The sequence below is a fragment of the Cereibacter sediminicola genome (genome assembly GCF_007668225.1).
GTDB classification, from domain to species: domain Bacteria; phylum Pseudomonadota; class Alphaproteobacteria; order Rhodobacterales; family Rhodobacteraceae; genus Cereibacter_A; species Cereibacter_A azotoformans.
In genome coordinates this window covers 1-24,785 of record NZ_VDEK01000040.1, presented here as the reverse complement: position 1 = coordinate 24,785, position 24,785 = coordinate 1, and the positions used below count along the sequence as shown (strand labels likewise).

Genomic DNA, 24,785 nt, shown 5'->3' with positions numbered 1-24,785 from the left:
GTCCACCGCTTGATCGGGTCGTCCATCGTCACACTCATCGCTACGTCTCTCCTTGCAGCATGAGCAGATTTTCACTGGGTCGATACAGAAGCGCGGAGCGGGCGCTTCTTCGGGCAGGGCATGCTGATGCATGTGGCGCTGACGGCGATGGCGCGCTGGTTCAACCGCTTTCGAGGGCGGGCGCTGTCCTTCGCCACCTTCGGGATCACGCTGGGCGACTCGCTCCTGCCGTTCACGCTGACGCTTTCGATCGCAGCCTTCGGCTGGCGGAATGTCTGGATCGGGACGGCCCTCGCGCTGGCACTCGTGCTGATGCCGCTCGTCTTCCTGCTGCTCCGCAGCTCGCCGCGCGGAGGTATTGTCACGGCCAGCGGAGACGCACCCTCCGCGGCCGGGCAGGAGTGGCACCGCGCCCGCGTGCTGCGCGACCCGCTGTTCTGGGCGATCCTGCCCGGCATCATGGCCATGCCGGGCATCGGGACGCTCTTCATCTTTCACCAGGCGAACCTGGTCGCGGCGAAGGGCTGGAGCCTCACGACCTTCACCGCCTTCTTCCCGGTGCTGGCGGTGACGGTGGCGGCGGCCTCGCTGACAGCGGGCTTCCTCGTGGACCGGCTCGGCGCCTGGCGGCTGATGCCCTTCCTGCTGCTGCCGCTTTCGGGCGCCTGCCTCGTGCTGGCCGCGCTCTCGCCGGTCTGGTCCATCCCGCTGATCTTCCTGGGCTTCGGCCTTACGCAAGGGGTGATGAACCCGGTGATGGGCGCGGTCTGGGTCGAGCTGTATGGCACCGCCCATATCGGGGCGATCCGGTCGCTGGCGACCGCGGCCCTTGTCGCGGCCTCGGCCATCGGCCCGGGCATTGCCGGCTGGCTGATCGACGGCGGCATACCCCTTGAACGGCAGGCGGTGGGCTACGCCGCCTTCTGCCTCGCCTGCGCCGCGAGCTATGCGCTCCTCCAGCCAAGCTTCCGCCGCAGGACGGCGGAAAGCCTCCCCGCCTGAGCGCACCCGCCTGGCCGGTGCGCCCGCGGGCACGTTTCGGCATGGCGGCCGGCGTCGCGCCATCCTCGGCATGTCCGGGCCGGCGTGGATGCTTGATCCGCGTCTTTCTGCCGAGGATGCTTGCCGGGCTCTGGCTCTGCACAAGATTGACTTCATGCAGGTCAAGGGAGCGCATGTCGCATGTCCGATTCAAAACTGAAGCAGCGCGTCGTGCGCCACTCTCGCTCGCGCGGAGCGGGCAGCCCGGATGTCTGGGGCATCTACGAGCCCGACACAGGCTCCATCCAGTATGTCTGCGCCGATCCCGCGACACGGCAGGCCGCGCTGATCGACGTGGTATGGAACTTCGATCCCCAGCATTACCGCTTTTCCACCGAGAGCATGGATCAGGTGCTGGACCTCGTCGAACGAGAGCGGCTGCGCGTGGTCTGGGTGCTCGACACCCATCCGCACGCCGATCACATGATGGCTTCGGCCCTGTTGAGAGAGCGCACCGGTGCCCCCAATGCCATCGGCGCCAGGGTGGAGGACATCGCCCGGATCTGGGCCGGGATCTACAACCTTCCGAACGCCTTCGACCCTCGGCGCGACTTCGATCGGCTGTTCAGCGCGGGCGAGACCCTTGCGCTTGGGGATCTCGAGATGCGGGTGATGCTGTCGCCCGGCCATACGCTCGGCTCGATCACCCTGGTCTGCGGCGATGCCGCCTTCACCCATGACACGCTGATGCAGCCCGATGTCGGCACCTCGCGGGCCGACTTCCCCGGCGGAAACGCGGCCGAGCTGTGGGGCTCGATCCAGTCCATCCTCGCCCTTCCTCGCGAGACGCGGCTCTTCGTCGGCCACGACTACGGCACCGAGGAGCGGGACGAGCCGATGTGGGAGGCAACCGTTGCCGAGCACAGGGCGCGGAATGTCCATGTCCGCGACGGGACGGACCGCGACGAGTGGATCGCCCTCCGCGAGGCGCGCGACCGCAGCCTGCCCTTGCCGGACCGGATCCTTGCCGCGCTTCAGATCAATCTGCGCGGCGGGCGCCTGCCCCCGGCCGAGCCCGACGGGCGGCATTACCTGAAGCTGCCGGTCAACCGCTTCTGACCTGCCGGCCGCGCGCCAACCGCCGGTCCCGGATTGGGGCTGCCGCCGCGGATCCTACCCCTAATGGTTTGACCCTCTCGGCGGATGGGCATATCTTGGGGACCTTCTCCGACGAACCACTAAATCCAAGGATCCATCCATGTCCCGCTTCCACGCCCCCATTGCCGAGCAGATCTGGGACATGAAATACCGGCTGAAGGACGCCGCGGGGCATCCGCTGGATGGGACGGTCGAGGACACCTGGCGCCGGATCGCGCGCTCGCTGGCCGAGGTCGAGGCCGATCCGCAGCTGTGGGAAGACCGCTTCTACGCGGCGCTCGAGGATTTCCGCTTCCTGCCGGCCGGCCGGATCACGGCGGGCGCCGGCACCGGCCGCACGGTGACGCTGTTCAACTGCTTCGTGATGGGCACCGTCCCCGACAGCATGGCCGGCATCTTCGATGCGCTGAAGGAGGCCGCGCTGACCATGCAGCAGGGCGGCGGGATCGGCTACGATTTCTCGACGATCCGCCCGCGCGGCGCCGAGGTGAAGGGCGTGGCCGCCGATGCCTCGGGCCCGCTCTCCTTCATGGATGTGTGGGATGCGATGTGCCGCACCATCATGTCCGCGGGCTCCCGCCGCGGGGCGATGATGGCCACGATGCGCTGCGACCACCCCGACATCGAGAGCTTCATCGAGGCCAAGAAGGATCCGGCCCGGCTGCGGATGTTCAACCTCTCGGTCCTCGTCACCGACGCCTTCATGGAGGCCGTGAAGGCCGACGGCCCTTGGGATCTGACCTTCGGCGGCAAGGTCTACAAGACGCTTGAGGCGCGCGATCTCTGGAACCGGATCATGCGCTCGACCTACGATTTCGCCGAGCCGGGGGTGATCTTCATCGACCGGATCAACCGGATGAACAATCTCGCCTATTGCGAGACAATCGCCGCGACCAACCCCTGCGGCGAGCAGCCCCTGCCCCCCTACGGCGCCTGCCTCCTCGGCTCGGTGAACCTCGCACGGCTGGTGACGGGCGCCTTTTCGGATGAGGCCGGGCTCGACCTTGCGGCGCTCGATGATCTGGTGCGGGTTGCCGTGCGGATGATGGACAATGTGGTGGATGCCTCGCGCTTCCCGCTGCCCGAGCAGGCCCACGAGGCGCAGATGAAGCGTCGGATCGGCCTCGGCGTGACGGGGCTGGCGGACGCGCTCCTGATGGTGGGCCTGCGCTACGGGTCCGAGGAGGCGGCGGCGCAGACCGAGGCCTGGATGAAGGCCATTGCCCGCTCGGCCTATCTCGCCTCGGTGGATCTTGCCCGCGAGAAGGGCGCCTTCCCGCTGTTCGAAGCCGAGAAATACCTCGCCTCGGGCTCGCTCACCCACATGGACGAGGATGTGCGCGAGGCGATCCGCACCCACGGCATCCGCAACGCGCTGCTGACCTCGATCGCGCCGACCGGCACGATCAGCCTCTATGCCGGCAATGTCTCGTCGGGGATCGAGCCGGTCTTCGCCTATGCCTACAAGCGCAAGGTCCTGCAGAAGGACGGCACCCGTACCGAGGAAGAAGTGGTGGATCATGCGGTGCGGCTCTGGCGCGAGAAGATGGGCGACGCGCCGTTGCCGGACTATTTCGTGAATGCCCAGACACTCGCGCCGCTCGACCATGTGCGGATGCAGGCCGCGGCCCAGAAATGGATCGACAGCTCGATCTCGAAGACGATCAACTGCCCCGAGGACATCTCGTTCGACGATTTCGCCGATGTCTATCTCGCCGCCTGGGATCAGGGCTGCAAGGGTTGCACCACCTACCGGCCGAACGAGGTGACGGGCTCGGTCCTGACGGTCTCGGAGGCGGCCGCAGCCCCGGCCCCCACGCCCGAGAAGGCCGGCGAGGTGGTCTATCTGACCGACCCGCTCGACCGCCCCGCGGCGCTGGAGGGCGCGACCTACAAGGTGAAATGGCCGGGGTCGGAGCATGCGATCTACATCACGGTGAACGACATCGTGATCGCCGGCCACCGCCGCCCGTTCGAGGTGTTCATCAACTCGAAGAACATGGAGCATTTCGCCTGGACGGTTGCGCTGACGCGGATGATCTCGGCGGTCTTCCGGCGCGGCGGCGACATTTCCTTCGTGGTCGAGGAGTTGAAGGCGGTCTTCGACCCCCGCGGCGGCGCCTGGATGGAAGGGCGCTACATCCCCTCGATCCTCGCCGCGATCGGCGGCGTGATCGAGCGCCACCTGATCGCAATCGGCTTCATCGGCGGTGAAGGGATGGGACTGAAGACGGATCCCAAGGCCGACGTCGAGGTTCTGGGTGTAAAGGCCAAGGCCTGCTCGTCCTGCGGCAGCTACGACCTGCGGATGGTCGAAGGCTGCATGACCTGCGCCAGCTGCGGGTTCTCGAAGTGCGGCTAGGCTTCCAGCCTCATTGAAGCCAGAGAAAGCAATATAGTGCGCAAACGAAAGAAGAAGCGTGCGCAGCGCGCGTCAACATCGCGCCGCGCCGCGCGCTAATTGGTCGCTGTCCGTCGGCTAGATCCCTTAAATATAGGCCTTATTTAGGGTCCAGCCCTTGTCTCCGGCTAGCTGCCACATGAGGAGCCCTCTCGAACTGGCTGCCCGCCCGGCTCGACCCGGCGTCGTTCCGCGGCCAGATGCAGCAGAATGACGCTTCGATCGCCGACCATTCGTAAAGGGCACCGAAGTCATCACCGTCTGGCGCGAATGCGGGAACGCCCGCATTAGCCAGAGATGCACTTACGGTCTGCCAGGACATGAAAAGCGAGGCCGCCAACTGCCTGAGGGTGACGAAGCGACGCTGGAACGCCTCGATATCTTCCGCGCCGAGATACTGCTGCGCCGCCTTCGTCCTGGGGTTCACGCCCGTTGTTGTAGTTATCAGGCCTGTACGCACCATCCGCATCGCTATGGCGGGTCGCATGCCGACGGTCTTCGCAAAAAGCTCGATGCTCAACCCTCTGGCCTCCGGGCGACCAAGAAGTCGCTCGACCTCGGCGAGGTTCACGAGGATCGCCGCGTAGCCATCGCGACCGAGATGCTTGCCCACGCGGCTCAACTGGCGGGCCTCGATCATGCCGACGATTTCACCCGGCCGGATTTTCAGACGTTGCGCCGCCTTTGCAATGTCGCACCAGTCGTGCATCGGCACATACACCGCCTCGGCCCCGGCAAGCAGCGAGTCCAGAAACGCCCGCCCGGCCTGTACATCCCAGAGCGGCTTATGGCCGGAGCCAACGACGGACGGTTCAAAATATCCGTCCTGCCGCAGCAGGTCGAACTGCGAGCGCGGGAGGTTCAACTGCCGCTGCAGATCCAGGGCACTGACGCCGGCAGCGAGGGATCGCAGAAATGGCTCGGCCGCCACCGCGTCGAACAGTTCCCAGGCATCTTCGCGACCCTCGCCGGCTGGCTTCACCCAGCCGGCTTCCGATAGCAGCTTTCGCAAGCGTCGTGCGTCGATTCCTGTGGCTTGCGACGCGGTTCGCACGGAGTGCAGGCGCCGGGTATGGACAGGTTCGCCCATCAGGTCGTCCCCCGGTCCCAGTGGCCAGGTCTCCGCAATATGATCTCGCAACAGGTTGCGGAACGGCCGGTACTCGTCCGAGGTCAGGTCATGGGCCAGGCGGTCGTAGAGATCGCCGAACTTCTTCTTCGGCCCGTCCATCGGCGTGCCGATCATCTCCTGCATCTCGGTCAGAGCCCTGCGAATGGCAGTCTCACCAGGGCTTGCAAACCGGAACCCTGCGTCGAAGCAGCACCACATGACATCGTCCGGCATCTCTTTCCACTTCGGGATCCTTGTTGCGAAGGCCGCGCGCCCAAGCAACTCGCAGAAGTGGGCAGCTGGAAAGAGTGGAAACTGGTCGAGCCAACCATCGCTCCGGCCATCGCTCAGCCTGCGCTCGAACCAGAGGTCGAAGGCCGCCGGATCACGCAGCGGGCGATCCAACTTGCCCGCCAGCACAGTCCCGGCGATGTCCGCCATGCGCGCAGCGACGTCGTATCTGCGCCCTGGATCCGTCTCGGACCAGAGCGGGACGAGGGGGTGCAGGTGACGCAGGCAAAGGGTCACATGTCGGGGCATCCAGTGTCCTCGGATGGCCATGGCCTGCGCCGGCGGGAGCCCGGACGCGTCCACATCTTCGCGCAGGCAGACCGGGCAGCCCCGCACAGTCGGTTCCTTTAGCCCTCGGGCGTGGAAGGTCTCTCCTCGGAACTGATGGCGACGATCTCCGACGTGAACGGGGCTCCATGCCATCAGATCGGCCAATGCAGCACCCGACAGATGCGCGAGCCGTTCAAGCGCCGTCCATTTCGCATCGATGACGGTTCCGAACGCGACACCCATGTCGCTCGCGAACTCGCGGGTGCCGATGCCGTTCCGTGCTGCGAGGCGCGATACGAAGGAATACGCGGTCTCGTGAGGCCGCAATGGCAGGGTCAGAGCAAGATGGTCGGACAAGATGGCTCCTGAAGACGGCTCCCACAATCTACCCAAGGTGGAGCTGCCAACAAGGCCGCTGAGTTCTGCAGACGACATTTCTCGTAAATCAGCCCGGCTGTCGAAGCCGCGGCGAGCCCGCGCCGCGCCGAAGGCGGGCTGGTGGCGCGAATGACGGCTGTGGGCGAGGATGGCTCGATCTGAATGGGAGGCGGTCAACTCCGGAAGAAGTCATGAGCGGCCCGTGCCAACACATGCCGGCAGTCGGCAAGCCGTGGCGGTCTTGGCGGCCGAACAAGACCCAAGGGCAAGGGTAGCCCCTTGCCGCCCGTCGGCGCCTGAGCCCCTTCCCGCGAAGCGGTCGCACGGGCGAAGTGCAGTAGGGGCTGTGTGCTGCCCCACGCGGCGGCGCGTCGCAGCGGGCAGGCTAGGCGCTAACCGGCCGGTCGGCCACGTTGGCGCCGTCCTTCGGACCGGTCGCTCGAGCTCACTGCAGCGAGATGCGCTCGCAGCCCTTCTCAGACCTTCGAGCTAACTGCAGCATGACCGGCGGCACCGATGCGACGGGCGAATTACCGACCGTCGCGGTCGCCGCATCGCATCCGCAGAAAACGGCCATGGCCACCGGTCGCTGGGCCCATGGGAGCGACGCAACCCGCAGGAAGCGGGCTTTCTGCTTCTGCCCAAAAGATGAGATGGTTGCCGCCCTCCCCTGACGGCATCGCAATGTGCCAAGGTCGTGGTGTTGAGGCACCCGACCTGGACATCAGCATGAGGCCATGACCTCGGAAAGGACCATGACCCCGGCAAGGACAGATAAACTGGCTTGACCAGCTCCCGCAATTGGAGGGCCGAAACACATCGCAGGCTCCCGGAACACGACCAAAGGTTCCCCGCGGCGGAGTTCGACGAATATCCCGGGTTTACGAGATCCTCCCTTGATGCAGCAGACTAATTGTCCGGCCCCCGCTGCGGCTGCTTGTATGATCGTGAAGAAATTGGAATATCGTCTGGCGTCATGTGGCAGAACTTGCCTTACGGGAACCTGTTGGATGCCTCTTGGATGCCGACTAATCGGGCGTTGTCGCTGACCATGTTTTGGGTTTGAGTGCGGACATGTCGGTTGTATTGCACACGGTCAGAGCCTTTCCCCGCGGACGCACCGTAGAAGAACTTCACGCACTGTTGGGCACCACGTTCCGGCACGAGGAGCGCATGGCCCTGTTAGGGGAACTCGAGGCTCTGGCCCGGGAGGGGAGCATCCGCAGGCGCCACGACGGACGCTGGATTCCGATCGGTCCACCGATGACAAGCCGACCGGGCAATCCCACTACGCTAACTTCAAGCGCGGCAAGCGAGACCACCGCGATTGTGGCAGCCCCTTTCCGCCGGACGGCAATCGTCCCTCCGTCGCCGACCGAGGAGGGCGCGGGCGCCACTGAGCGGATCGATCCCAAGGCCCTGCTGCGCTACTGGCGCTCGGCCCTGCGCGCCGATCCCAGGGGAGCGATCACCGAAGCCTTCGATCGCCATGGCACCGTCTGGCACCTGATATCCGGACAAGGACCGCTGCTGCCGGACGAGGGACAGGTTGTCCGTCTGCGCATCGATCTTGACGCGCTGGCGCCGGAGTTTCGCGCGGCGTTGGTGAAGCGCGAAGCAAACGAGAATGCACTGGCGATTGGCTGGCCGCTGGCGCTCGGTCGCCGGTCCGGGGCGCCGGCGATCTGGCCGGTGGGTCTGATTGCCGCCGAATGGCGACGTGCCTCGGGGTGTCTGGAAATCGATATCTCGGCCGACGATGTCCTGGTGAACCCGGATTGGTTGCGCGGGGCAGCGCGCAGCACGGGATGGTCCGCAAAGGATCTTGAAGAGGTTTTCGCCGAGGCAGATGGCGTTGGTCTTGAGGGTGAAGATTTCCTGTCGCGTCTGCGCGACGCCGCGGCCACCCAGGTTCGAGGCAAACTGACAGGCGCCTGGCTCAGTTCGGAGATTGATCCCCAGACGCAGGGAATACTGGATGCTGCCGCGCTATTCCTGCCTGAAGACAGCAGCTTCACCGCCGGTGCCGTGCGCGATCTCGATGCGATTTCCGAATGGCCCGAAGCGCAACTGGCGCGCACCGCCTTGGCACCACTGCTTGGGCTTGATGGTGCCTGTCCGTCTGCAACATTCCCCGCGATCAACGTCGGAACGCTGAACGCCGAGCAGATCGCAGCCGTCCGGTCGGCTTGTCATGCGCCCCTTACGGTTGTTACAGGTCCGCCGGGCACGGGGAAGTCGCAAGCGATCGTCTCGATGGCGGCTTCGGTGCTTCTCACGGGAGGCTCAGTGCTGGTGGCGTCGAAGAACCATCAAGCGCTCGACGCGGTCCAGGAAAGACTGGGAGGCCTGGCTCCCGAGGCGCCTTTCGTCGTGCGCACCCTCGACCCGTCGGGCGAGGTAGATCGGTCTTTTCAGACGGTGCTGCGCGAACTCGTTCAGGGTGAGACCGGGCGTATGCGCCAGGTTGACGAGACGTTGCTCGCAAGGTTGAGAGATCTGGCCGGACACCGGGCTTCGGCGCTTGATCTGATGGCGCGTCGGGGCGAGGTCGAATGTGAACTGGCCGATCTCCTCGAACGCATTGAAGCCCGCAGGATCATTCCGCGGCCAGATGCTCCGACGGCTTCGCTGACGCCTGCGTCCCGGGAACGCACAGGGCTTGTCGATCGACTGGTTGCTCTTCTCCGCAAGCTGATCGGACGCAATCCGCCCAATTCGAGAACGATCGGTGCGGCGCTTACGGGGCTGGATGCGCTTGTGGCGGAACTCGCTCGCCTGCGAGCTGTGCGCGATGGTCTGGCCGAGCCAGCCGACGTGATCGCATTGACAGACGAAATCGCGGATCTTTCCCGCAAGCTGCTGACCGCAGTGCTGATGTCGCGAACCACGGTTGCCAGTGACATGCGCGAGATGCTCGATCAGGCGCAGGCTGATCTCGATTTCGCCGGACGGAAGGCCGTGCTGCCGCCGGATATGGTGCGGGCGGTCCTCGCGCATCGGCCGCTCTGGCTTGTCTCGGTGCTGGGCGCGCCGAAACGCCTCCCGCTCGAAGACGGCATATTCGATCTGGTCATCTTCGACGAGGCGAGCCAATGCGACATCGCTTCGGCCCTGCCGCTGTTTGCCCGTGCGCGCCGCGCCGTCGTTGTCGGCGACAATCGGCAACTGAATTTCATCCCGCAACTGGGTCAGGCGCAAGACCGCAACCTGATGCAGGCTCAGGGATTGCCGGTGACACGGATGAGCCGGTTCGCACAGAGCCGACAGTCCCTCTTCGACTTCGCGCACAGGATGCCGGGGGCGGCGCGGATCCTGTTGCGCCAGCAATATCGCTCAGTCGGCCCGATCGTCGACTATATCAGTCGCGAATTCTACGGCTCGGAACTGAAGACCGCCTATGATCCAGGCAAGATCCGTCCCCCGGCAAATGTGAAGCCGGGGCTCGCCTGGACACATGTGCCAGCTCCGGCGGTGCTCGATGCGAACAATGTCAACCGGGCCGAAGTGGCGGCGATCACTGCGCATGTCGAAACCCTGCTGATGCGCGAGGGCTATACAGGCACACTTGGCGTGACCTCACCTTTCCGGGGACAGGTCTACGCGATCGACGAGGCCGTCCGCGGGGCAATTCCGTCGCACAAACTCGAAGCCGCCGAATTTCGCGTGGCGACCGTCGATGGGTTTCAGGGGCAGGAGCGCGACGTGATCCTCTTCTCGCCGACGCTCACGGCCACCAGTCGCATCACCTCGATCAGCTTCGTGCAAAAGGACCATCGCCGCCTCAACGTCGCCATCTCGCGGGCGCGGGCGGTTGCGCATGTTTTTGGAGATCTCGATTTTGCCCGGTCTCGGGCGGTCAAGACGCTTGCCGCGCTTGCTGCAGCGGCGACCGAACCCCGCCGGCGCAGCGGTGAAGGGGTCTTCGACAGCGACTGGGAACGCATCCTTTTTCATGCCCTGCAGGGGCGTGGCCTGAATCCGATGCCGCAATACGACATTGCCGGACGAAGGCTCGATTTCGCCCTTTTCGGCACCGGCGGGATCAAGCTCGATCTCGAGGTGGACGGGCGGCAGTTCCACGAAGCTGCCGATGGCCGCCGCAAGTTGTCCGACCATTGGCGTGACCATCAACTGAAGTCCCTTGGCTGGCGAGTGCGCCGGTTCTGGGTGGACGAACTTGCCAGGAACATGGAGGCATGCCTTGACCTCGTCGAACGAGACCTTTCGTAGATCGCGGACCCATACGATCATCGCTGTCAGCCTCTCCGCCGTCTCGGTCGTTGGTTTGGGGGCGCTGGGTGTGCAGATAAACGGCCTGAACGAGCGCTTTGGTCAGATCGCGGGAGATATCGACTACTTCACTGCCGAACAGACCCGGTTGCGGGAAGGGCGGGATGCCTTGGCGACGGAACGTTTGACGCTGGAGCAGACGGTTGCCGCACTTCGCGATGAGAACCTGAAGCTGACGACGGCGAAAGATGACGCGATCGGGTTGCGCGAAGCTGCGATCTCGGAACGGGAAGCCGCTGAGGCCAAGCTTGCGTCGATCAGTTCGGACCTTGCCGAGGCCAAGGCGACGATCGCGAAAGCGGACGATCTTGCGGGGGACGTACGCAGCCTGGAGAGCAAGAAGCGCGGGCTCGAGCGGGACATTGACGCTCGCGGCAAGGAGAAGGCCGCGGCCACGGCGGCGATCGAGGACCTGAACGGAGAACGGGACTCCTTGTCAGAGGATGTGGACGAATTGACGAAGATCCGGGACGATCTGCGCGGACAGGTCGAAAAGGCTCAGGATGATTTGACGCCTTTGCGCGCTCAGGCCGCGGAGCTTGAAGCTCGGGTCAAGGGACTGGAGACACGTTCGGAAGAGCTTGCCGCTGTGGAGGCGAAGCTCAATGCCGCTCGATCCGCGCAGTCGCAAGCCGAGGCGCGTCTGGCTGAGCTCGATCCCAGGATTGTCGACCTCGAAGGAGAAAAGAAGGCGCTTGAGACCTCCATCTCGGATCTGAGCGCGAAGCGCGAAACCATGGCAGCGGAGGTTCAGGCAGCGCAGTCCCGGAGCCGCAGTCTTGCTTTGCAAGCGGATGAAGCACAGGCGCGTCTGACAGAAGTGACGGCGAATATCGATGCGCAGAAGGCCCAGTTGGCCGAGGTGCAAAAGGCAGTGTCTGCGGCCAGGGCCGCGCGCGACGATGCCCAGTCTCAGGCGGACGCGCTCGCGGGTCAGGTGGCAGAGCGACGGGCGCTACTCGCGCAGAGCGAGGATGCAAAGGCCGGTATCGCGCAACTGCAGGCGAGAAAGGCGGCGCTCGAGACGGAAGTGGAGCAAAAGCAGTCCGATCTGGCGAAGGCTCGAGCAGATCTCTCGACCACGACGACCGACCTGGCGGCTGCCCAGCAGGCGCTGGCCGAAGCCACCGCCCGCAAGGCGACGCTTGACCAGCAGATCGCGGCTGATGAGGCAGAACAATGGTCCTTGGAGGCGTCCATTACGGCGCTGCGGGCAGATCAGGTGGGACTCGAACGGGCGGTGAAAGAGCGCCAAACCTCGCTCGCCGAGCTTACGGCTTCGGTCAGGAAGGAACGAGACGCAGTTAATGCCGCTGCGGCTGAAAGGGATGACCTGCTTTCGCAGATATCCGCGTTGACCGACCGAATTGCGAAAGCCAAAGCCGACGAGGCCGCCGCGCAGAACCGCGCGGCACAGGCTCAGGCCGATCTTGCCGAAATCGAGCGGCAGACCGCCGAGGACCGCTCGACCACACCCACAGCGGCCTCACTCGCGCCTGCGCCTGCCGGACAGTAAGGGACCAGGAAGATGTTTACAGCAAACCTCAGTATCTTCTTCGCGCTTGCGGTGGCGCTGGCCATCTTGTCCTTCATCACGCTATTTTTGGCGACGCGGCATGACAAGGTCGTGTCTCTGGCTGGTCCGATCGAAGAGGAACGCGCGGTTCTCGCGCGCATCGAAGAAAAGCGCAGGACCCTGAACGATCTTGAAGAAGATCTGCAAAAACGCCGTGAAGCGCTCGCGCACATGGCGAAGGTTCAGGCAGAGGTGGATGCGCTGATCAACAAGCTTGCGGAACTCCAGACGGAATGGAACCAGACCGAAGCGCGTCGCGCGGAAGTGCAGGCGCTGCGGATGGAAATCGAGTCGATCCAGACGGAAAAGCTCGCAGTCGCTGCAGAACTGGCTTCTGCTCGTGCCGATCTGGCGGAGGTGCGTGATCGGCTGGAAAAGGCGGAAACGCTTGTGCATCGGATCGATGCGCTGACTGCTCAAAGCCAGCAGCTCGAAGCTCGCGTTGCGGAATTGCAGGCGTCTCGGCAGGAACTCGAGGCCGCGAAGGAGCGCGTGGCCTCCCTGAGGGATATGGAGGACAGGCTGCGCACGCAGATTGCCGAGAACGAAGGGCTACTCGCCGCGCGCAGATCGGAACTCATCGAAACCGAGGAACGCATCGTCTCCGCACGGTCGTCGCTTATCGGCACGCGTCAGGAACTCGACCAGACCGGCGCGGAACTGGCCGCTGCTCGTCAGAAGGCTGTCGACCTCGAGGCGGATCGCACCGCTGCCCTGGTGCAGCTCAACGCGATTGAACGGGAAGCGCAGCGGCTTGAAGGCGCGAATGCCGATCTTGAAATGCGGTTGACCTCCGCGCGGACAGATCTTGCCGGCATCGAGGCTCAGCTCGAAGCGGCCCGCCGACAGCAGGCCGATCTGCACGACGAGCGCGAGCGACTGGCTGCTGAACTGGCGATCGGACAGCAGAAGGTTGCCGATTTGGAACGCGAGCAGGCATCGGCGCAAGAGCATCTCGACAGGCTCGGTGCGCGCAAGGCCACGCTTGAGTATGAGATCGACAAGGCACGGGGCATCGCTGCGGGCGGGGTTGGAGCGGTTGCAGACGATCCGCTGCGCGAACTCAAGGAGCCGCCGCAGGTCGTTGCCCAACTATCGGCGTGGCCGCAAAGTTCAATCATCGCGGAAACCGAGGCGCTTAAACGGGTGCGGCAGCGGTTCGAGACCTTTGGGCTCGACTATCCGGATCGGACCCTGCGCGCGTTCCACACCGCGATGAAGGTCAACGATACCACGCAGATGACGGTTCTCGCGGGCATTTCCGGGACCGGGAAAAGTCAGCTTCCCCGCCAGTACGCGGCGGGCATGGGTATTGGCTTTCTGCAGGTTCCCGTGCAACCGCGTTGGGACAGCCCGCAGGATCTGATGGGCTTTTACAACTACATCGAGGGGCGCTTCCGCCCGACCGACATGGCTCGGGCGATGTTTGCACTCGATGCGCAAAACAATCCCGATGCAGTGCAGAATCGGCTTCTGATGGTGCTCCTCGACGAGATGAACCTTGCGCGGGTCGAATACTACTTCTCGGACTTCCTCAGCCGGCTCGAAAGCCGTCCCGCCCGCGGCAAGGAAGAGAATGAAAACCTTCGCAAGGATGCGGAAATCGAACTCGAGATCCCCAAGGCAGAAAAACCGACGCGGATCTTCCCGGGCTACAACCTGCTCTTTGCCGGCACGATGAACGAGGATGAGAGCACCCAATCCCTTTCCGACAAGGTGGTTGACCGGGCGAACGTGATGCGGTTCGGGGCGCCGAAGCAGATCGCCAAGGCGAAAGGCACAGACAGCCGGATGCCCGAAGAAGCTCTCAGCCGCGAAATCTGGGAGAAGTGGTGCAAACGCGGTTTGCAACCTGCCGATCAGATCCGTGCCGAGGGTCGGGTCAATGAGATGCTGGCGCTGATGCGGGATTTCGGCAAACCCTTCGGCCATCGTCTGGGCCGTGCCATCCTTGCCTATGCAGGCGCGTATCCTGAGGCGGAAGGCATCGGCGACCGGGTCAACATGGCGCTGGCTGATCAGATCGAGATGCGCCTGCTGCCGAAGTTGCGCGGCGTAGATGTCGAGGAGAAGAGCCAGCAATTCGAAGAATTGCGGCGCAAGGCAGCGGAATTCGGCGACGATGCGCTCGCCGAAGCAATTGCAAACTCTGTCGAGGCCGCGGTCGGAGGCACCGGGCAATTTATCTGGAAGGGGGTCGTGCGCTGATGCTGCGGCTCGCGCGCCCTTGGGCCGACGCGGGCCTTGCCGAGGGTGAGGCCTTCGGGCCCGGGCATTGCCTGCTGTCCGAAGCGGCCCCTGGCGACAAGGCGGGTGAACACGCCGTACTGATGCGCGGCGAAGCGCGAGGCGAGGCCCGGCATCTGCTGCAGCATCCCTATCCACGCCGTGGCGCGGCGTCAGGACCGGATCGCGCCGGCTTCCCGCCACGGCCGCGCAAGGGCAAGGAGGCCGAAGCCGATCCTGAGGCCCTTGCCGCGCTGGCGCGGATGAACGAGGTGACGGCGAGGGTGCAGGAGTTGGGAGAGGCCCTTGATGACCCGTCGACCCTCTGGACGCGGTTGCGTGCCGCGTGGGATCGGGCGGAGCATGAGGAAGACCCCCGCATGGCCGAAATCGTGCGTCAGGCCCGCGCGCTGACGCCGGTGTTGAAGCTCTTTCGTGACCATATCCGCCGGGTCCTGCGTCGGCACCGCGAGCCGACGCCGCTTGACCGGGTGCAGGAAATGGACCGCGCCTCCATGCGCTGGCTGTCGCGTCAACCGGGGCGGACCACGGCAGAGCGGGCGGGCTCTGAGCAGCGCATCCTGGCGGTCGTGCGGCATCAGAATTTCGATACGCTCGAGAACCGGGTCACTCATGCATATGTGCTTCTGGCGGCGGATGTCGGGCGCGAATGGCTGCGTGAACACCCGCGCGCCCAAGGGAGTCGGCGTTATCAGCTGGTGCAGGGCTACGCCAAGCTGTGCAAGGCGGTTGCAACGGAATTGCGCGACCTGGGGATAGGTATCGCCGAGCCGGACGTGACCCCGAACTATGTCTTGCTCGAAGACCGAACCTATCGCCTGATCCGTGAGGCGTGGGAGGCACTGTTAAAACGCGAGAAGGCGCTCGACGAGCTTTGGGCCTGGCAGGCAAAGACCTGGACGGACTTCGCGGTTCTGGCGATCGTGCTGGCGCTCCATGACATCGATGGGGCGGAACTGATCGCGCAGTCGCCCATCCGCTTCCTTTCAGAGTCGGTCAATGGGATCTGGTTCGAACAAGAACGCCCGATTGCCGTGTTCTGGCTGCGGAAACTCGGGCGCGTTGTCGAAGTAATGGCGCGACCTGAAAAGCCGGGAACGCTTCTGACGTTGGCGCGCGCACATGTGGCGCTGCGTATTTCCGATCCCCTTGATCGGAGCGCCTTTCCGCATCGCGTTGCCGTCTGGACACCGCACGCGATGACGCGGCTCGACCTGGCCGCCGCAGCACAGCAAGCCGCCGGGCGTCTCGCCGAGCTTGCCAAGGTGCCCGGTCAACAGGAGCGGATCCGTCACGGGCTGATCTTGACCCCAGGCCATCGCGTGCCCGAGTCGGTTTCCTCTGATCACGGCGGCGTATTCGTCGAAGCCATCGCACTCGATGCAACCGGCGCTTCCCTTGCGGCGGGTCGCGCGGCGATCCGGGCCTTCCTGGGACGCGAGATCTGGGGGGCGGCATGAGCGATCGAAAGCTGTGCGGCTATGACCTCAACGGCTGGAGCGACCGCGCAGCCCGCAACTGGCTGATCGGACCGGATGGAGAGGAGCTTCTTGGCGCCGATCAGGTTTACATCGGAGGGGCCGTCCTGAACCCGGCCGTAGTGCGAACCGGCGACGGGCGGCACGCGCGCTGGATTGGGGGCGCGCAGGCTGCTCTTGCGCCGCATGGCCGGGGAGGAGGTTGGGGAGAGGTCGGCGATCCCGCGCGCCGCGAAACCGTGCTGTCGGTGCTTGCGCGCCTGGATGCCCCGGCAGAGCAGCTGGCCGCCGCGCTTTCGGGGCTTGCTGCGGGAGCAAAGGTCTGTGCGGTTGCCCTTGATGACCACCCAGCGCGTTCCGAGCATCTTCAGGAACGTCTGCTTGCGGCCTTGTCAAAAGGGCGACTGGGTAGAGGGCTTCTGGTCTGGCGGTCCGTTCTGGCGGTGCTTGGGGGTCTTGTGCAGGACGAACCGCCTGTCGCGCCATCCGACGGTCTGATCCTGGGCGTGATCGGCCATGTCGCCGAGGGCTTTACGCTGCAACGCTTGCGGCTGCGCCGAGAGGCGGGGCGGCGGCACGATATGTTCGCACCGGAACGCAGTCGTGCCGCCGATCCGATCGACAGCTCCCTTGGCTATGCCGGGCTCTTTGCCGTGGCTGGAGAACAACTTGTCGCGCAAAACCCGCAGCACCGGGGCGATTGGGCGGAACAGTCCTCGGCCTGCGCAGCGCTGGCTCTTGGTGCCGCTCCCCGGCCCGAGCTCTTGCGCGACGCGCGGGGGGATTTCCTTCAGATCCTCCCGCCCGAGGCACTGGACCTGCCGACCGACATGCTGCCGGAGGATATCGCCGAAAAGCTGGCTGGGTGCGACCTGATCCTTTTCGAATCCCTGACCCGCGGGCCCGTGCGGGCAGAGCTTCTGCGGCGTCTTTCTGCCGCCCTTCCGTTGCCGCTCACCGATTTGCCGCAAGAGATCGTTGCGCGTGGGGCGCTCGAGGCCGCACGGCGTCACTCCGAGGGGGAGCCCGTTTATTTCGACTTCCTGCCGCAGATTTCCACCATCGTCTGGGGCGAGCAAGGAGCCACGAGTTTCGATTTGATCGAGGCCGAGGCGACCCTGCCTGCGGGCCGCGTCTATCGCTCACCCCGACCCGCGCGCTTTGCCATCCAGTCTGGGCAGTCGGAATTTGCGGTGCATCTACGCAAGGAATCGGCAGAATGGCCGCGCAAGGCGCGGGTCGAGATCGGCGTGCCGGTCTCCAGCGTGGTGCCCGTCGCGCTCAGCGTCGAGCAGGTGCCCGCCGCCGGTCGCGCCCGGCTGATTATCGAGGCGCCGATGCTGTCGCGGCAGTTCACCATCGACTGGGACGGGGCAACCGAGATTGAAAAGCCCTGGAAGGATCTTGTGGCCGAGTTGGACGACACCCCGGCGACAATCCCGAAACGGCTGGTGCTGCCGTGCGGAATCGCCGCTTGGGAGGACACGGATCAAGGGCCGGGACTTGCCAGCCTTCTGGCCGAGAACGCGTCGCGCAAGGTGGTCGACTGGGCAGGCCTTGCCACCAGACTGGCCTCCCGCCTGAAGGGGCACTATTGCATTTCCAGCGACGGACTGCTTCCCGACGAGGTGCCGCCGCAGACACGTGAACTCCTGGACCGGCTGACGGAGCGTGCCCTTTTGCATGTCAAGGATCGCATCGCCGGGCGCATCGAGGACGACAATCAGTCTCTCAAGTTCCTGACCTGGCAGTTCCGGCGCTCCCCGCCCGAATTGCCTGCACTGTTGCTTGAGGCTTGGGAGGCGCGGACACCCTTGTTCCGTCATCCATTCATCCTTCATCAGTCGAGTTGGGTTCTGGTCTGCCAAGGGCTTGGCAGGACGTGCCGCGGCGAAGCCGACGAACGATCAGCGATCGCACGCTTGTTTCTGCGGCCCATTCAGGACTGGTCCTATCGACAGGAGACTGCCGCCGCCGCCTTCCTGCTGTCGCGATCCGACACTGCGCCCTTGTTGCTGGAGCGCTCGGAAGTCGACCGCCTCGTTGCGCGGGTGCTTTTCGAGTTTCACGACCAACTCAGGAGTGACTACACCAAGTTCAACTATGCGCCTTTCCTGATGGCAGGTCTGTTGCGCTGCCGGCTCAAAATGCGCAATGCGCTGGTGATCGGACAGGACCCCTCGGCTGAAAAACTGGCTGCAGCGGTTGAAAGGGCGGTCGACGACTTCGGCCGAACGCGAAATCGCAACCCCACCTTCAATAGAGCCGCAGCACGGTATGAACCCTTGATGCATCAACTTCTCGATGAGCTGCGGGGACAAGGGGGCAACCCGGACCTGCTGCTGGATCTTTATGACGGCTGACATCAGACACGAGTCGGCGTCGACCAACTCAGCCGGCCCCTTGCGGCCGGTCGACCCTCTCCACGAGCGCGCCGAAGCGGTCGGCCATCCGCATCATCACTTTCGAGGCCTGCTCGGGCTTCACTCGCGTTACGGCCCGCCGGATCGCTCAACCGCCCAGGGCGGCCTTCGTCACGAGGCTTCGACGCAGCCAGTTGCCCGGCCACGCCGCTCGTCAGCTACCAGATCAATCGACAACTCTCTGGGTGGAACCTTCCTCCACTGGTGAAACGCGCCATCGGGGCGCACTGAATAATCAAGGATCTTGTGGCGATCGGATCGAATTGCGTGTCCCTCGGCCGGGTAGACCATGCTGTTTACGGTGCTTCGCTCATCACCGGACGCACCGGTTGCCGATCGCCAGGCTTTGAGAACGCGGATGTGCGCCTGCCACCGACACGCTCGCCTGCGGCGCGGATCGGGTGCGCCGCAAGTTGATCACCGGCCGCAAACCGCGGAAGTGATCTCGCACCTGCCGGGGATCCGCCGCATCCTTCCAAGGCCGCGCGGAACCCGGCTCTCCCCGCTGCAATCGCCCAGCAGCGTGTCTTGCGGCAGGATCCCGGAGCGATCACGAACCCCGGAATCCCCGACCGGATCAGATCGGAGAGGCTGACCAGATGTTATCGGAATCCGTGACCGGATGAGCCTGGTGCGCACAGCATTCATAGCCAGATGCACCTTGCGCCATGGACGCCAGCCCTGCGCGTCCTGTGCTTGCGCATATGCCAATCGCGATCGATGACGTGGTGAGCGGAGGCAACAACCCTTACGCTGTTGAAAGAATGGATAGAGAGAGGGCGCGCCGCCGGTTTTCCAGGCGGAGGTCGACAGCGCGTCTTCCTGGCAGGGCGGCAAGTACCCGCCCTCGATTACGGACGTGGGGAAATCAACCCAGCACCCTTCTGACCGCCACTTGCGTGGCGCTCACCACCATGTCCGCCTCCTCGCGCGTCATGCAGAGCGGCGGGGCGAAACCCAGGATGTCGCCCTGCGGCATCGCGCGGCCGATGACGCCGTTCTCCAGCAGTGCCGCCGACACCGCCGGCCCCACCTTGCGCGCGGGGTCGAAGAAGCGGCGGTCGTCGCGGTCCTCGACGAATTCGACGGCCGCCATCAGGCCGTCACCGCGCACCTCGCCGACATGGCCATGGCCCGAGAGCGCATCGGCCAGAGCCGCGCGGAAGTAGGCGCCCACCTCGCCCGCGTTGCGCACAAGGTCCAGCTCGTCGATCAGCTTCAGGTTCGCTACGCCCGCCGCCGCGCAGACCGGATGCGCCGAATAGGTCCAGCCGTGGCCGATGGGTCCGAACCGGTCCGAGCCCTCGACCAGGACGTCCCACATCCGCTGTGACACGATCGAACCCGAGAGCGGCGCATAAGCCGAGGTCAGCCCCTTGGCGATGGTGATCAGGTCGGGCTCCATTCCGTAATGGACCGAGCCGAACATCGTGCCGAGGCGGCCGAAGCCCGTCACGACCTCGTCGGCCACCAGAAGGATGTCGTATTTCTTCAGCACCGCCTGGATCGCCGCCCAGTATCCGGCGGGCGGCGGCACGATCCCGCCGGTGCCGAGGATCGGCTCGCCGATGAAGGCCGCGATCGTGTCGGGACCCTCGGCAAGGATCAGCTCCTCGAGTTTCGCCGCACAATGGGCGCTGAACTGCTCCTCGGTCTGGCTGCGGTCCTCGCGGCGGAAGAAATAGGGCGCCTCGGTATGCAGTACCGGCGAAAGCGGCAGGTCGAACTGCGCATGGAACAGCGACAGCCCGGTGAGCGATCCGGTCATCAGCCCAGAGCCGTGATAGCCGCGCCAGCGGCTGATGATCTTCTTCTTTTCGGGGCGGCCGAGGACGTTGTTGTAATACCAGATCAGCTTGATGTTGGTCTCGTTCGCGTCCGAGCCGGACAGGCCGAAATAGACCCGGCTCATGTTCGCGGGTGCGCGCTCGATGATCATGCGGGCCAGCGTCACGCTCGCCTCGGTGCCGTGGCCAACATAGGCGTGGTAATAGGCGAGTTGGCGCGCCTGCTCGGCGATCGCCTCGGCGACCTCCGTGCGGCCATAGCCCACGTTCACGCAATAGAGGCCCGCAAAGGCGTCGAGGCTTTCGCGCCCCTCGGCGTCGGTGATCCGGCAGCCCGAGCCGCCGGTGATCATCCGGCGCGGGGTATCGCCGCGGGCGTGGGTGCCCATATGCGTCGAGGGATGGAAGAAGTGGTCGCGGTCCCAGGCGTTCAGATCGTTGTCGCGGTCGAGCATGATGGTCCTTTCCGGCTCAGGCGGCCGTGTCGATGCAAATGTATTTCAACTCGGTGAAGGCTTCGATCCCGTGACGCGAACCTTCGCGGCCAAGACCCGACTGTTTCCATCCGCCGAAGGGGATCGGGCCGCCGGTGATCTTGACGCGGTTGACCGCCACCATCCCGAAATCGAGCGCCCGTGCAAGGCGCAGCGCACGCGCCCCGTCGCGGGTGACGACGTAGGCCACGAGGCCGTAGTCGGTGGCGTTGGCACGGGCGACGCATTCGGCCTCGCTGTCGAACGCAAGAAGCGAGGCGACGGGTCCGAAGGTTTCCTCGCGGTGGATCAGCGCATCGTCGGGGGCGCCGACGAGAAGGGTCGGCAGTAGGCCAGTGGTAGGTCGGGATGGGCCTGCCCGCCGGTGACCAGCCGCGCTCCACGCGCCCGCGCGTCCTCGACCTGCGCCGCAACCTTCGCCAGCGCCCGGGCGTGCATCAGCGGCCCGATCTGCGTGGCGGGATCAAGGCCCGGCCCCACCTTCAGCGCAGCGATCCGCCGGGCGAGGCGCTCGGTGAAGGCCGGCTGGATTGTGCGCTCGACGTAGATACGGTTCGCGGCAAGGCAATCCTGACCCGAGGTAGCGAATTTCGCGGCCATCGCCAGATCCACCGCGCGGTCGAGGTCGGCATCGGCAAAGACCAGCATCGGCGCATGGCCGCCCAGTTCCATCACCAGCCGCTTCAGGCTTGGGGCCGAGTTCGTGGCGATCAGTCGGCCGATTTCGGTCGAGCCGGTGAAGGACAGCGCCGCCAGCCGCGGGTCGGCACACATCTGGCTGACGATCTCCGCGGCCTCACCCGGCACCACGTTCATCACGCCCGGCGGCAGACCCGCGCGCTCGGCTAGTTCAGCCAGCGCCAGCGCCGACAGCGGCGTCTCGGCGCTGGGATGCACGACGGCGGTGCAGCCCGCGGCCAGCGCGGCGGCCACCTTGCGAGTGATCATCGCGCTGGGGAAGTTCCAAGGCGTCACCACGCCCACCGGACCCAGCGCCTCGCGCCGCACGATCATCTCGACTTCGGGCAGATGCGGGGTCACGCCCTCGACATTCAGGCGCGGCGCCTCGCCTGCATACCAGTCGAGGAACTCGGCGGCATAGGCGATCTCGCCCCGGCTTTCAGCCAGCGGCTTGCCCTGTTCAAGCGTCATGATCAGCGCCAGATCCTCGGTCGCCGCCAGCATCAGCTCGGCCCAGCGGCGCAGGATGCGGGCGCGCTCCTGCGGGCGGCGGTCGCGCCAGCCTGGAAAGGATGCGCGCGCTGCAGCGATGGCGGCGTCGGTCTCGGCCGAACCCAGACGGGCGACGCGCGCGACCAGCGCGCCGCTGGCGGGATCGGTTACCGCAAAATCGGCGGCATCGGGCGCAGCCGTCCACCGGCCACCCACATGGCCGAGGGTGCGGAACAGCGCCCGGTCGGACAGGCGGGACAGGGCGGAATGCGTCGTCTGGAGCGGTCGGGCGTTCATGGAGCCTCCTTCAGCGTCCCTTCATCCTGATCGATTTCGACAGAGAAGGGATCCAAAGTGGGGCTGCCGAGTGGTCCATCCGGGCTGGCACCTTGGACGCGGGTAGAGAAAGTCTCTAGAAGCCCGCGAAAAGCACCATCGGAAGCGGCCCGTCCTCCTTTACCGTACGGGTGACGATATAGGTGAAGTAACGGTCAATCCCGACCTCGTCGGCCAGCAGGCCGTCGATCAGCCGCTGATAGGCGTCGATGTCGCGCGCCACTACCTTCAGGATGTAGTCGACTCCGCCGCCCACCGACCAGCAGGCCAGAACCTCGTCGCGCGCCGCGACCGCGCGCTCGAAGCGGTCAAAATCGGCCTGCCGGTGATTGGCCAGCGTCACCTCGACCAGCACGGTGGCAAAGGGCGCCACCCGGCGCGGCGCGAGTCGGGCATGGTAGCCCGCGATCAGGCCCGCCTGCTCCAGCTTGCGCAGGCGCAGCCAGCAGGGCGTCGGCGACAGGCCCACCACCTCGGCCAGCCGCAGCTTGGTGATCCGCCCCTCTTTCTGGACGGCCTCAAGGATGCGCAGGTCGATCGGGTCCAGCTTCATGGCATCCTCCCGGAAGAATGGTTTGCAGAATGACATGAGTTTCGGCAGCATGGCAATCATGACAATATGGATGCCCAACCCCGCCAGCCTGTCCCGTCCCGCCTATCTTTCGCTGGCCGAGCAGTTCGCGCGCGCCATCGAAGGCGGGCACCTGTCACCCGGCGCGCGCCTTCTGCCGCAGCGCAAGCTGGCCGACCAGCTGGGCCTGTCGCTGCAAACCGTCAGCCGCGCCTATGACGAGCTGATCCGACGGGGGCTGATTCAGGGAGAGGTCGGACGCGGGTCGTTCGTGCTGGGACCGGGGGCCGAGGCGCGGCAGCCCTACCTGCCGGAACGGCCGGGCGAGGTGATCGACCTTTCGATCCTGAAGCCGGTGGTCGAGACGCTTCACATGGACCGGCTGCGCGAGGGTTTTGCCTGGCTCGCCGAGAACCTGACGGCGGCTTCGGCGCTCTCCTTCCGGCCGAACATGGTCATGCCCCACCACCGTGCCGTGGCGGTCGAGTGGCTGAACGGGCTGGGTGTGCCGGCCGAACCGACCGGCATCGTGCTGACGAACGGCGCCACACCCGCCATCACCGCCGCGGTGATGAGTGCTGCGCCTCCGGGCGCGGGCATTGCCGCCGCCGCGCTGACGCATCACACGCTGAAGCCGCTCTGTACCTATCTGGGCCTGCATCTGGAGGCGCTCGCGATCGACGCCCACGGGCTGCTCCCATCCGCACTGGACGAGGCCGCCCGTCGAGGCCAGATCCGGGCGGTCTATCTTCAGCCCAATGTCATCAATCCCTTGGCGGTGATGATGCCCGTCGACCGGCGCGCCGAACTCGTCGAGGTGATCCGACGCCACGATCTGGCGATCATCGAGAACGACATCCTGAACGCGATGATCCCGGACCGCGCGCCGGCCTTTGCCACGCTGGCACCCGAGCGCACGCTGCACATCTGCGGCTTCACCAAGATCACGGTGCCGGGCCTGCGTCTCGCCTATCTGCACGCCCCGCCGCGCTTCGCCACCGCGGCGGCCAATCGACATCTGGTGTCCAACTGGATGGCGACGCCGCCGATGGCGGACCTGCTTTCGCACTGGGTGAAGGACGGGACCGTGACCGAACTGGCCGCCTGGCAGGCCCGAGCCATGGCCGATCGACACGCGCTGGCGCGCGAGGTGCTGGGCGCGCAGATGCCCGTCTGCCACCCCAACAGCCTGCACCTCTGGCTGCCGCTGCCCGAGGGTTGGTCCGAGGAAGCCTTCGTCGAACAGGCGCGCTTCCTGGGACTTGGCGTCGCCGCGGGCCACGCCTTCCGCGCCAGCGACAAGGCGACGCCGCAGGCGATTCGCGTCTCGCTGGGATCTACCCGCGCCGAAGACCTTCGGCGCGGCCTGTCGCTGATCGCCGGCCTTTTAAGAGACACGCCCGAACCGCCGCTGCCCACGATCTGAGCGTCTTTTGTCTGACGTGGCGGCCTAAATTGTAATGATATTATTTTTGTTTTGACATGATTTTGTTCAGGCTCAAACCTGTCCATGAACGACCCCAGGAGGGCAGGCGTGACGCAGCCGATCATCCGAATAGATCGCCTTGAGAAATCCTTCGGCAGCCTGAAGGTGCTCGACGGCCTGTCCTTCGACGTAATGCCGGGCGAGAAACTGGCGCTGATCGGGCCTTCGGGATCGGGCAAGACGACGATCCTGCGCATCCTGATGACGCTGGAAACCATCACAGGGGGCCATGTCGAGGTCTGCGGCGAACAGCTGTTCCACATGACCCGCAAGGGGGTCGAGCGGCCGGCGGATGAGGCGCACCTGCACCACATGCGCCGCCACATCGGCA

At 65.3% G+C, this 24,785-nt stretch carries 13 protein-coding genes and 1 pseudogene; 10 read left to right on the top strand and 4 right to left on the bottom strand.

The window, feature by feature from the left end; translation table 11 throughout:
* Positions 1 to 120 precede the first annotated feature (120 nt).
* The 3 genes from FG154_RS17975 to FG154_RS17965 all read left to right on the top strand — a co-directional run bounded on the left by FG154_RS17975 (position 121) and on the right by FG154_RS17965 (position 4,501).
* Positions 121 to 1,002 carry an MFS transporter gene (locus FG154_RS17975; RefSeq protein ID WP_246100407.1) on the top strand — a complete coding sequence of 294 codons (882 nt, stop codon included), beginning with the start codon at positions 121 to 123 and terminating at the stop codon, positions 1,000 to 1,002.
* A gap of 180 nt (positions 1,003 to 1,182) precedes the next feature.
* Positions 1,183 to 2,100, top strand: coding sequence for an MBL fold metallo-hydrolase (locus tag FG154_RS17970; RefSeq protein WP_145110924.1), 918 nt, complete (start codon positions 1,183 to 1,185; stop codon positions 2,098 to 2,100).
* A gap of 139 nt (positions 2,101 to 2,239) precedes the next feature.
* On the top strand, positions 2,240 to 4,501 hold the full coding sequence (locus FG154_RS17965; protein ID WP_145110921.1) for an adenosylcobalamin-dependent ribonucleoside-diphosphate reductase: 2,262 nt from the start codon (positions 2,240 to 2,242) through the stop codon (positions 4,499 to 4,501).
* A gap of 139 nt (positions 4,502 to 4,640) precedes the next feature.
* On the opposite strand, the gene FG154_RS17960 is transcribed toward FG154_RS17965, so the two are convergent.
* Positions 4,641 to 6,569: a TniQ family protein gene (locus tag FG154_RS17960; RefSeq protein WP_145110918.1), complete on the bottom strand. Its 1,929-nt coding sequence runs from the start codon at positions 6,567 to 6,569 to the stop codon at positions 4,641 to 4,643.
* 1,164 nt (positions 6,570 to 7,733) lie between these two features.
* Between FG154_RS17960 and FG154_RS17955 the strand changes: the two genes are divergently transcribed.
* The 5 genes from FG154_RS17955 to FG154_RS17935 are packed head-to-tail and all read left to right on the top strand — an operon-like array spanning position 7,734 to position 18,547.
* The gene (locus FG154_RS17955; protein WP_222120571.1) at positions 7,734 to 10,823 is read left to right on the top strand and encodes an AAA domain-containing protein; all 3,090 of its coding nucleotides are present in this window, start codon (positions 7,734 to 7,736) and stop codon (positions 10,821 to 10,823) included.
* Positions 10,795 to 12,399, top strand: coding sequence for a coiled-coil domain-containing protein (locus tag FG154_RS17950; RefSeq protein WP_145110912.1), 1,605 nt, complete (start codon positions 10,795 to 10,797; stop codon positions 12,397 to 12,399). Before FG154_RS17955 ends, FG154_RS17950 begins: the two co-directional genes overlap by 29 nt.
* A gap of 12 nt (positions 12,400 to 12,411) precedes the next feature.
* Positions 12,412 to 14,667: a chromosome segregation ATPase-like protein gene (locus FG154_RS17945; RefSeq protein ID WP_145110909.1), complete on the top strand. Its 2,256-nt coding sequence runs from the start codon at positions 12,412 to 12,414 to the stop codon at positions 14,665 to 14,667.
* Positions 14,667 to 16,166 (top strand): hypothetical protein, encoded by a 1,500-nt coding sequence (locus tag FG154_RS17940; RefSeq protein ID WP_145110906.1) that lies wholly within the window; start codon positions 14,667 to 14,669, stop codon positions 16,164 to 16,166. Before FG154_RS17945 ends, FG154_RS17940 begins: the two co-directional genes overlap by 1 nt.
* Positions 16,163 to 18,547 (top strand): hypothetical protein, encoded by a 2,385-nt coding sequence (locus FG154_RS17935; protein WP_145110903.1) that lies wholly within the window; start codon positions 16,163 to 16,165, stop codon positions 18,545 to 18,547. Before FG154_RS17940 ends, FG154_RS17935 begins: the two co-directional genes overlap by 4 nt.
* Positions 18,548 to 19,475: 928 nt before the next feature.
* Here the strand turns inward: FG154_RS17935 and FG154_RS17925 are convergent.
* The 3 genes and pseudogenes from FG154_RS17925 to FG154_RS17915 all read right to left on the bottom strand — a co-directional run bounded on the left by FG154_RS17925 (position 19,476) and on the right by FG154_RS17915 (position 22,950).
* Positions 19,476 to 20,849: an aspartate aminotransferase family protein gene (locus tag FG154_RS17925; RefSeq protein WP_145110897.1), complete on the bottom strand. Its 1,374-nt coding sequence runs from the start codon at positions 20,847 to 20,849 to the stop codon at positions 19,476 to 19,478.
* Positions 20,850 to 20,865: 16 nt separating this feature from the next.
* Positions 20,866 to 22,358: pseudogene (locus FG154_RS17920) on the bottom strand (NAD-dependent succinate-semialdehyde dehydrogenase).
* A gap of 115 nt (positions 22,359 to 22,473) precedes the next feature.
* Positions 22,474 to 22,950, bottom strand: coding sequence for an Lrp/AsnC family transcriptional regulator (locus FG154_RS17915; RefSeq protein ID WP_145110894.1), 477 nt, complete (start codon positions 22,948 to 22,950; stop codon positions 22,474 to 22,476).
* Positions 22,951 to 22,984: 34 nt separating this feature from the next.
* Here FG154_RS17915 and ehuR point away from each other — a divergent pair, with 34 nt between their 5' ends.
* Both ehuR and FG154_RS17905 read left to right on the top strand, forming a co-directional pair.
* Positions 22,985 to 24,394 carry a MocR-like ectoine utilization transcription factor EhuR gene (gene ehuR / locus FG154_RS17910; RefSeq protein WP_246100405.1) on the top strand — a complete coding sequence of 470 codons (1,410 nt, stop codon included), beginning with the start codon at positions 22,985 to 22,987 and terminating at the stop codon, positions 24,392 to 24,394.
* Positions 24,395 to 24,502: 108 nt separating this feature from the next.
* Positions 24,503 to 24,785: ATP-binding cassette domain-containing protein (locus tag FG154_RS17905; RefSeq protein ID WP_145110891.1), on the top strand; the 283-nt coding region annotated here is incomplete at its 3' end.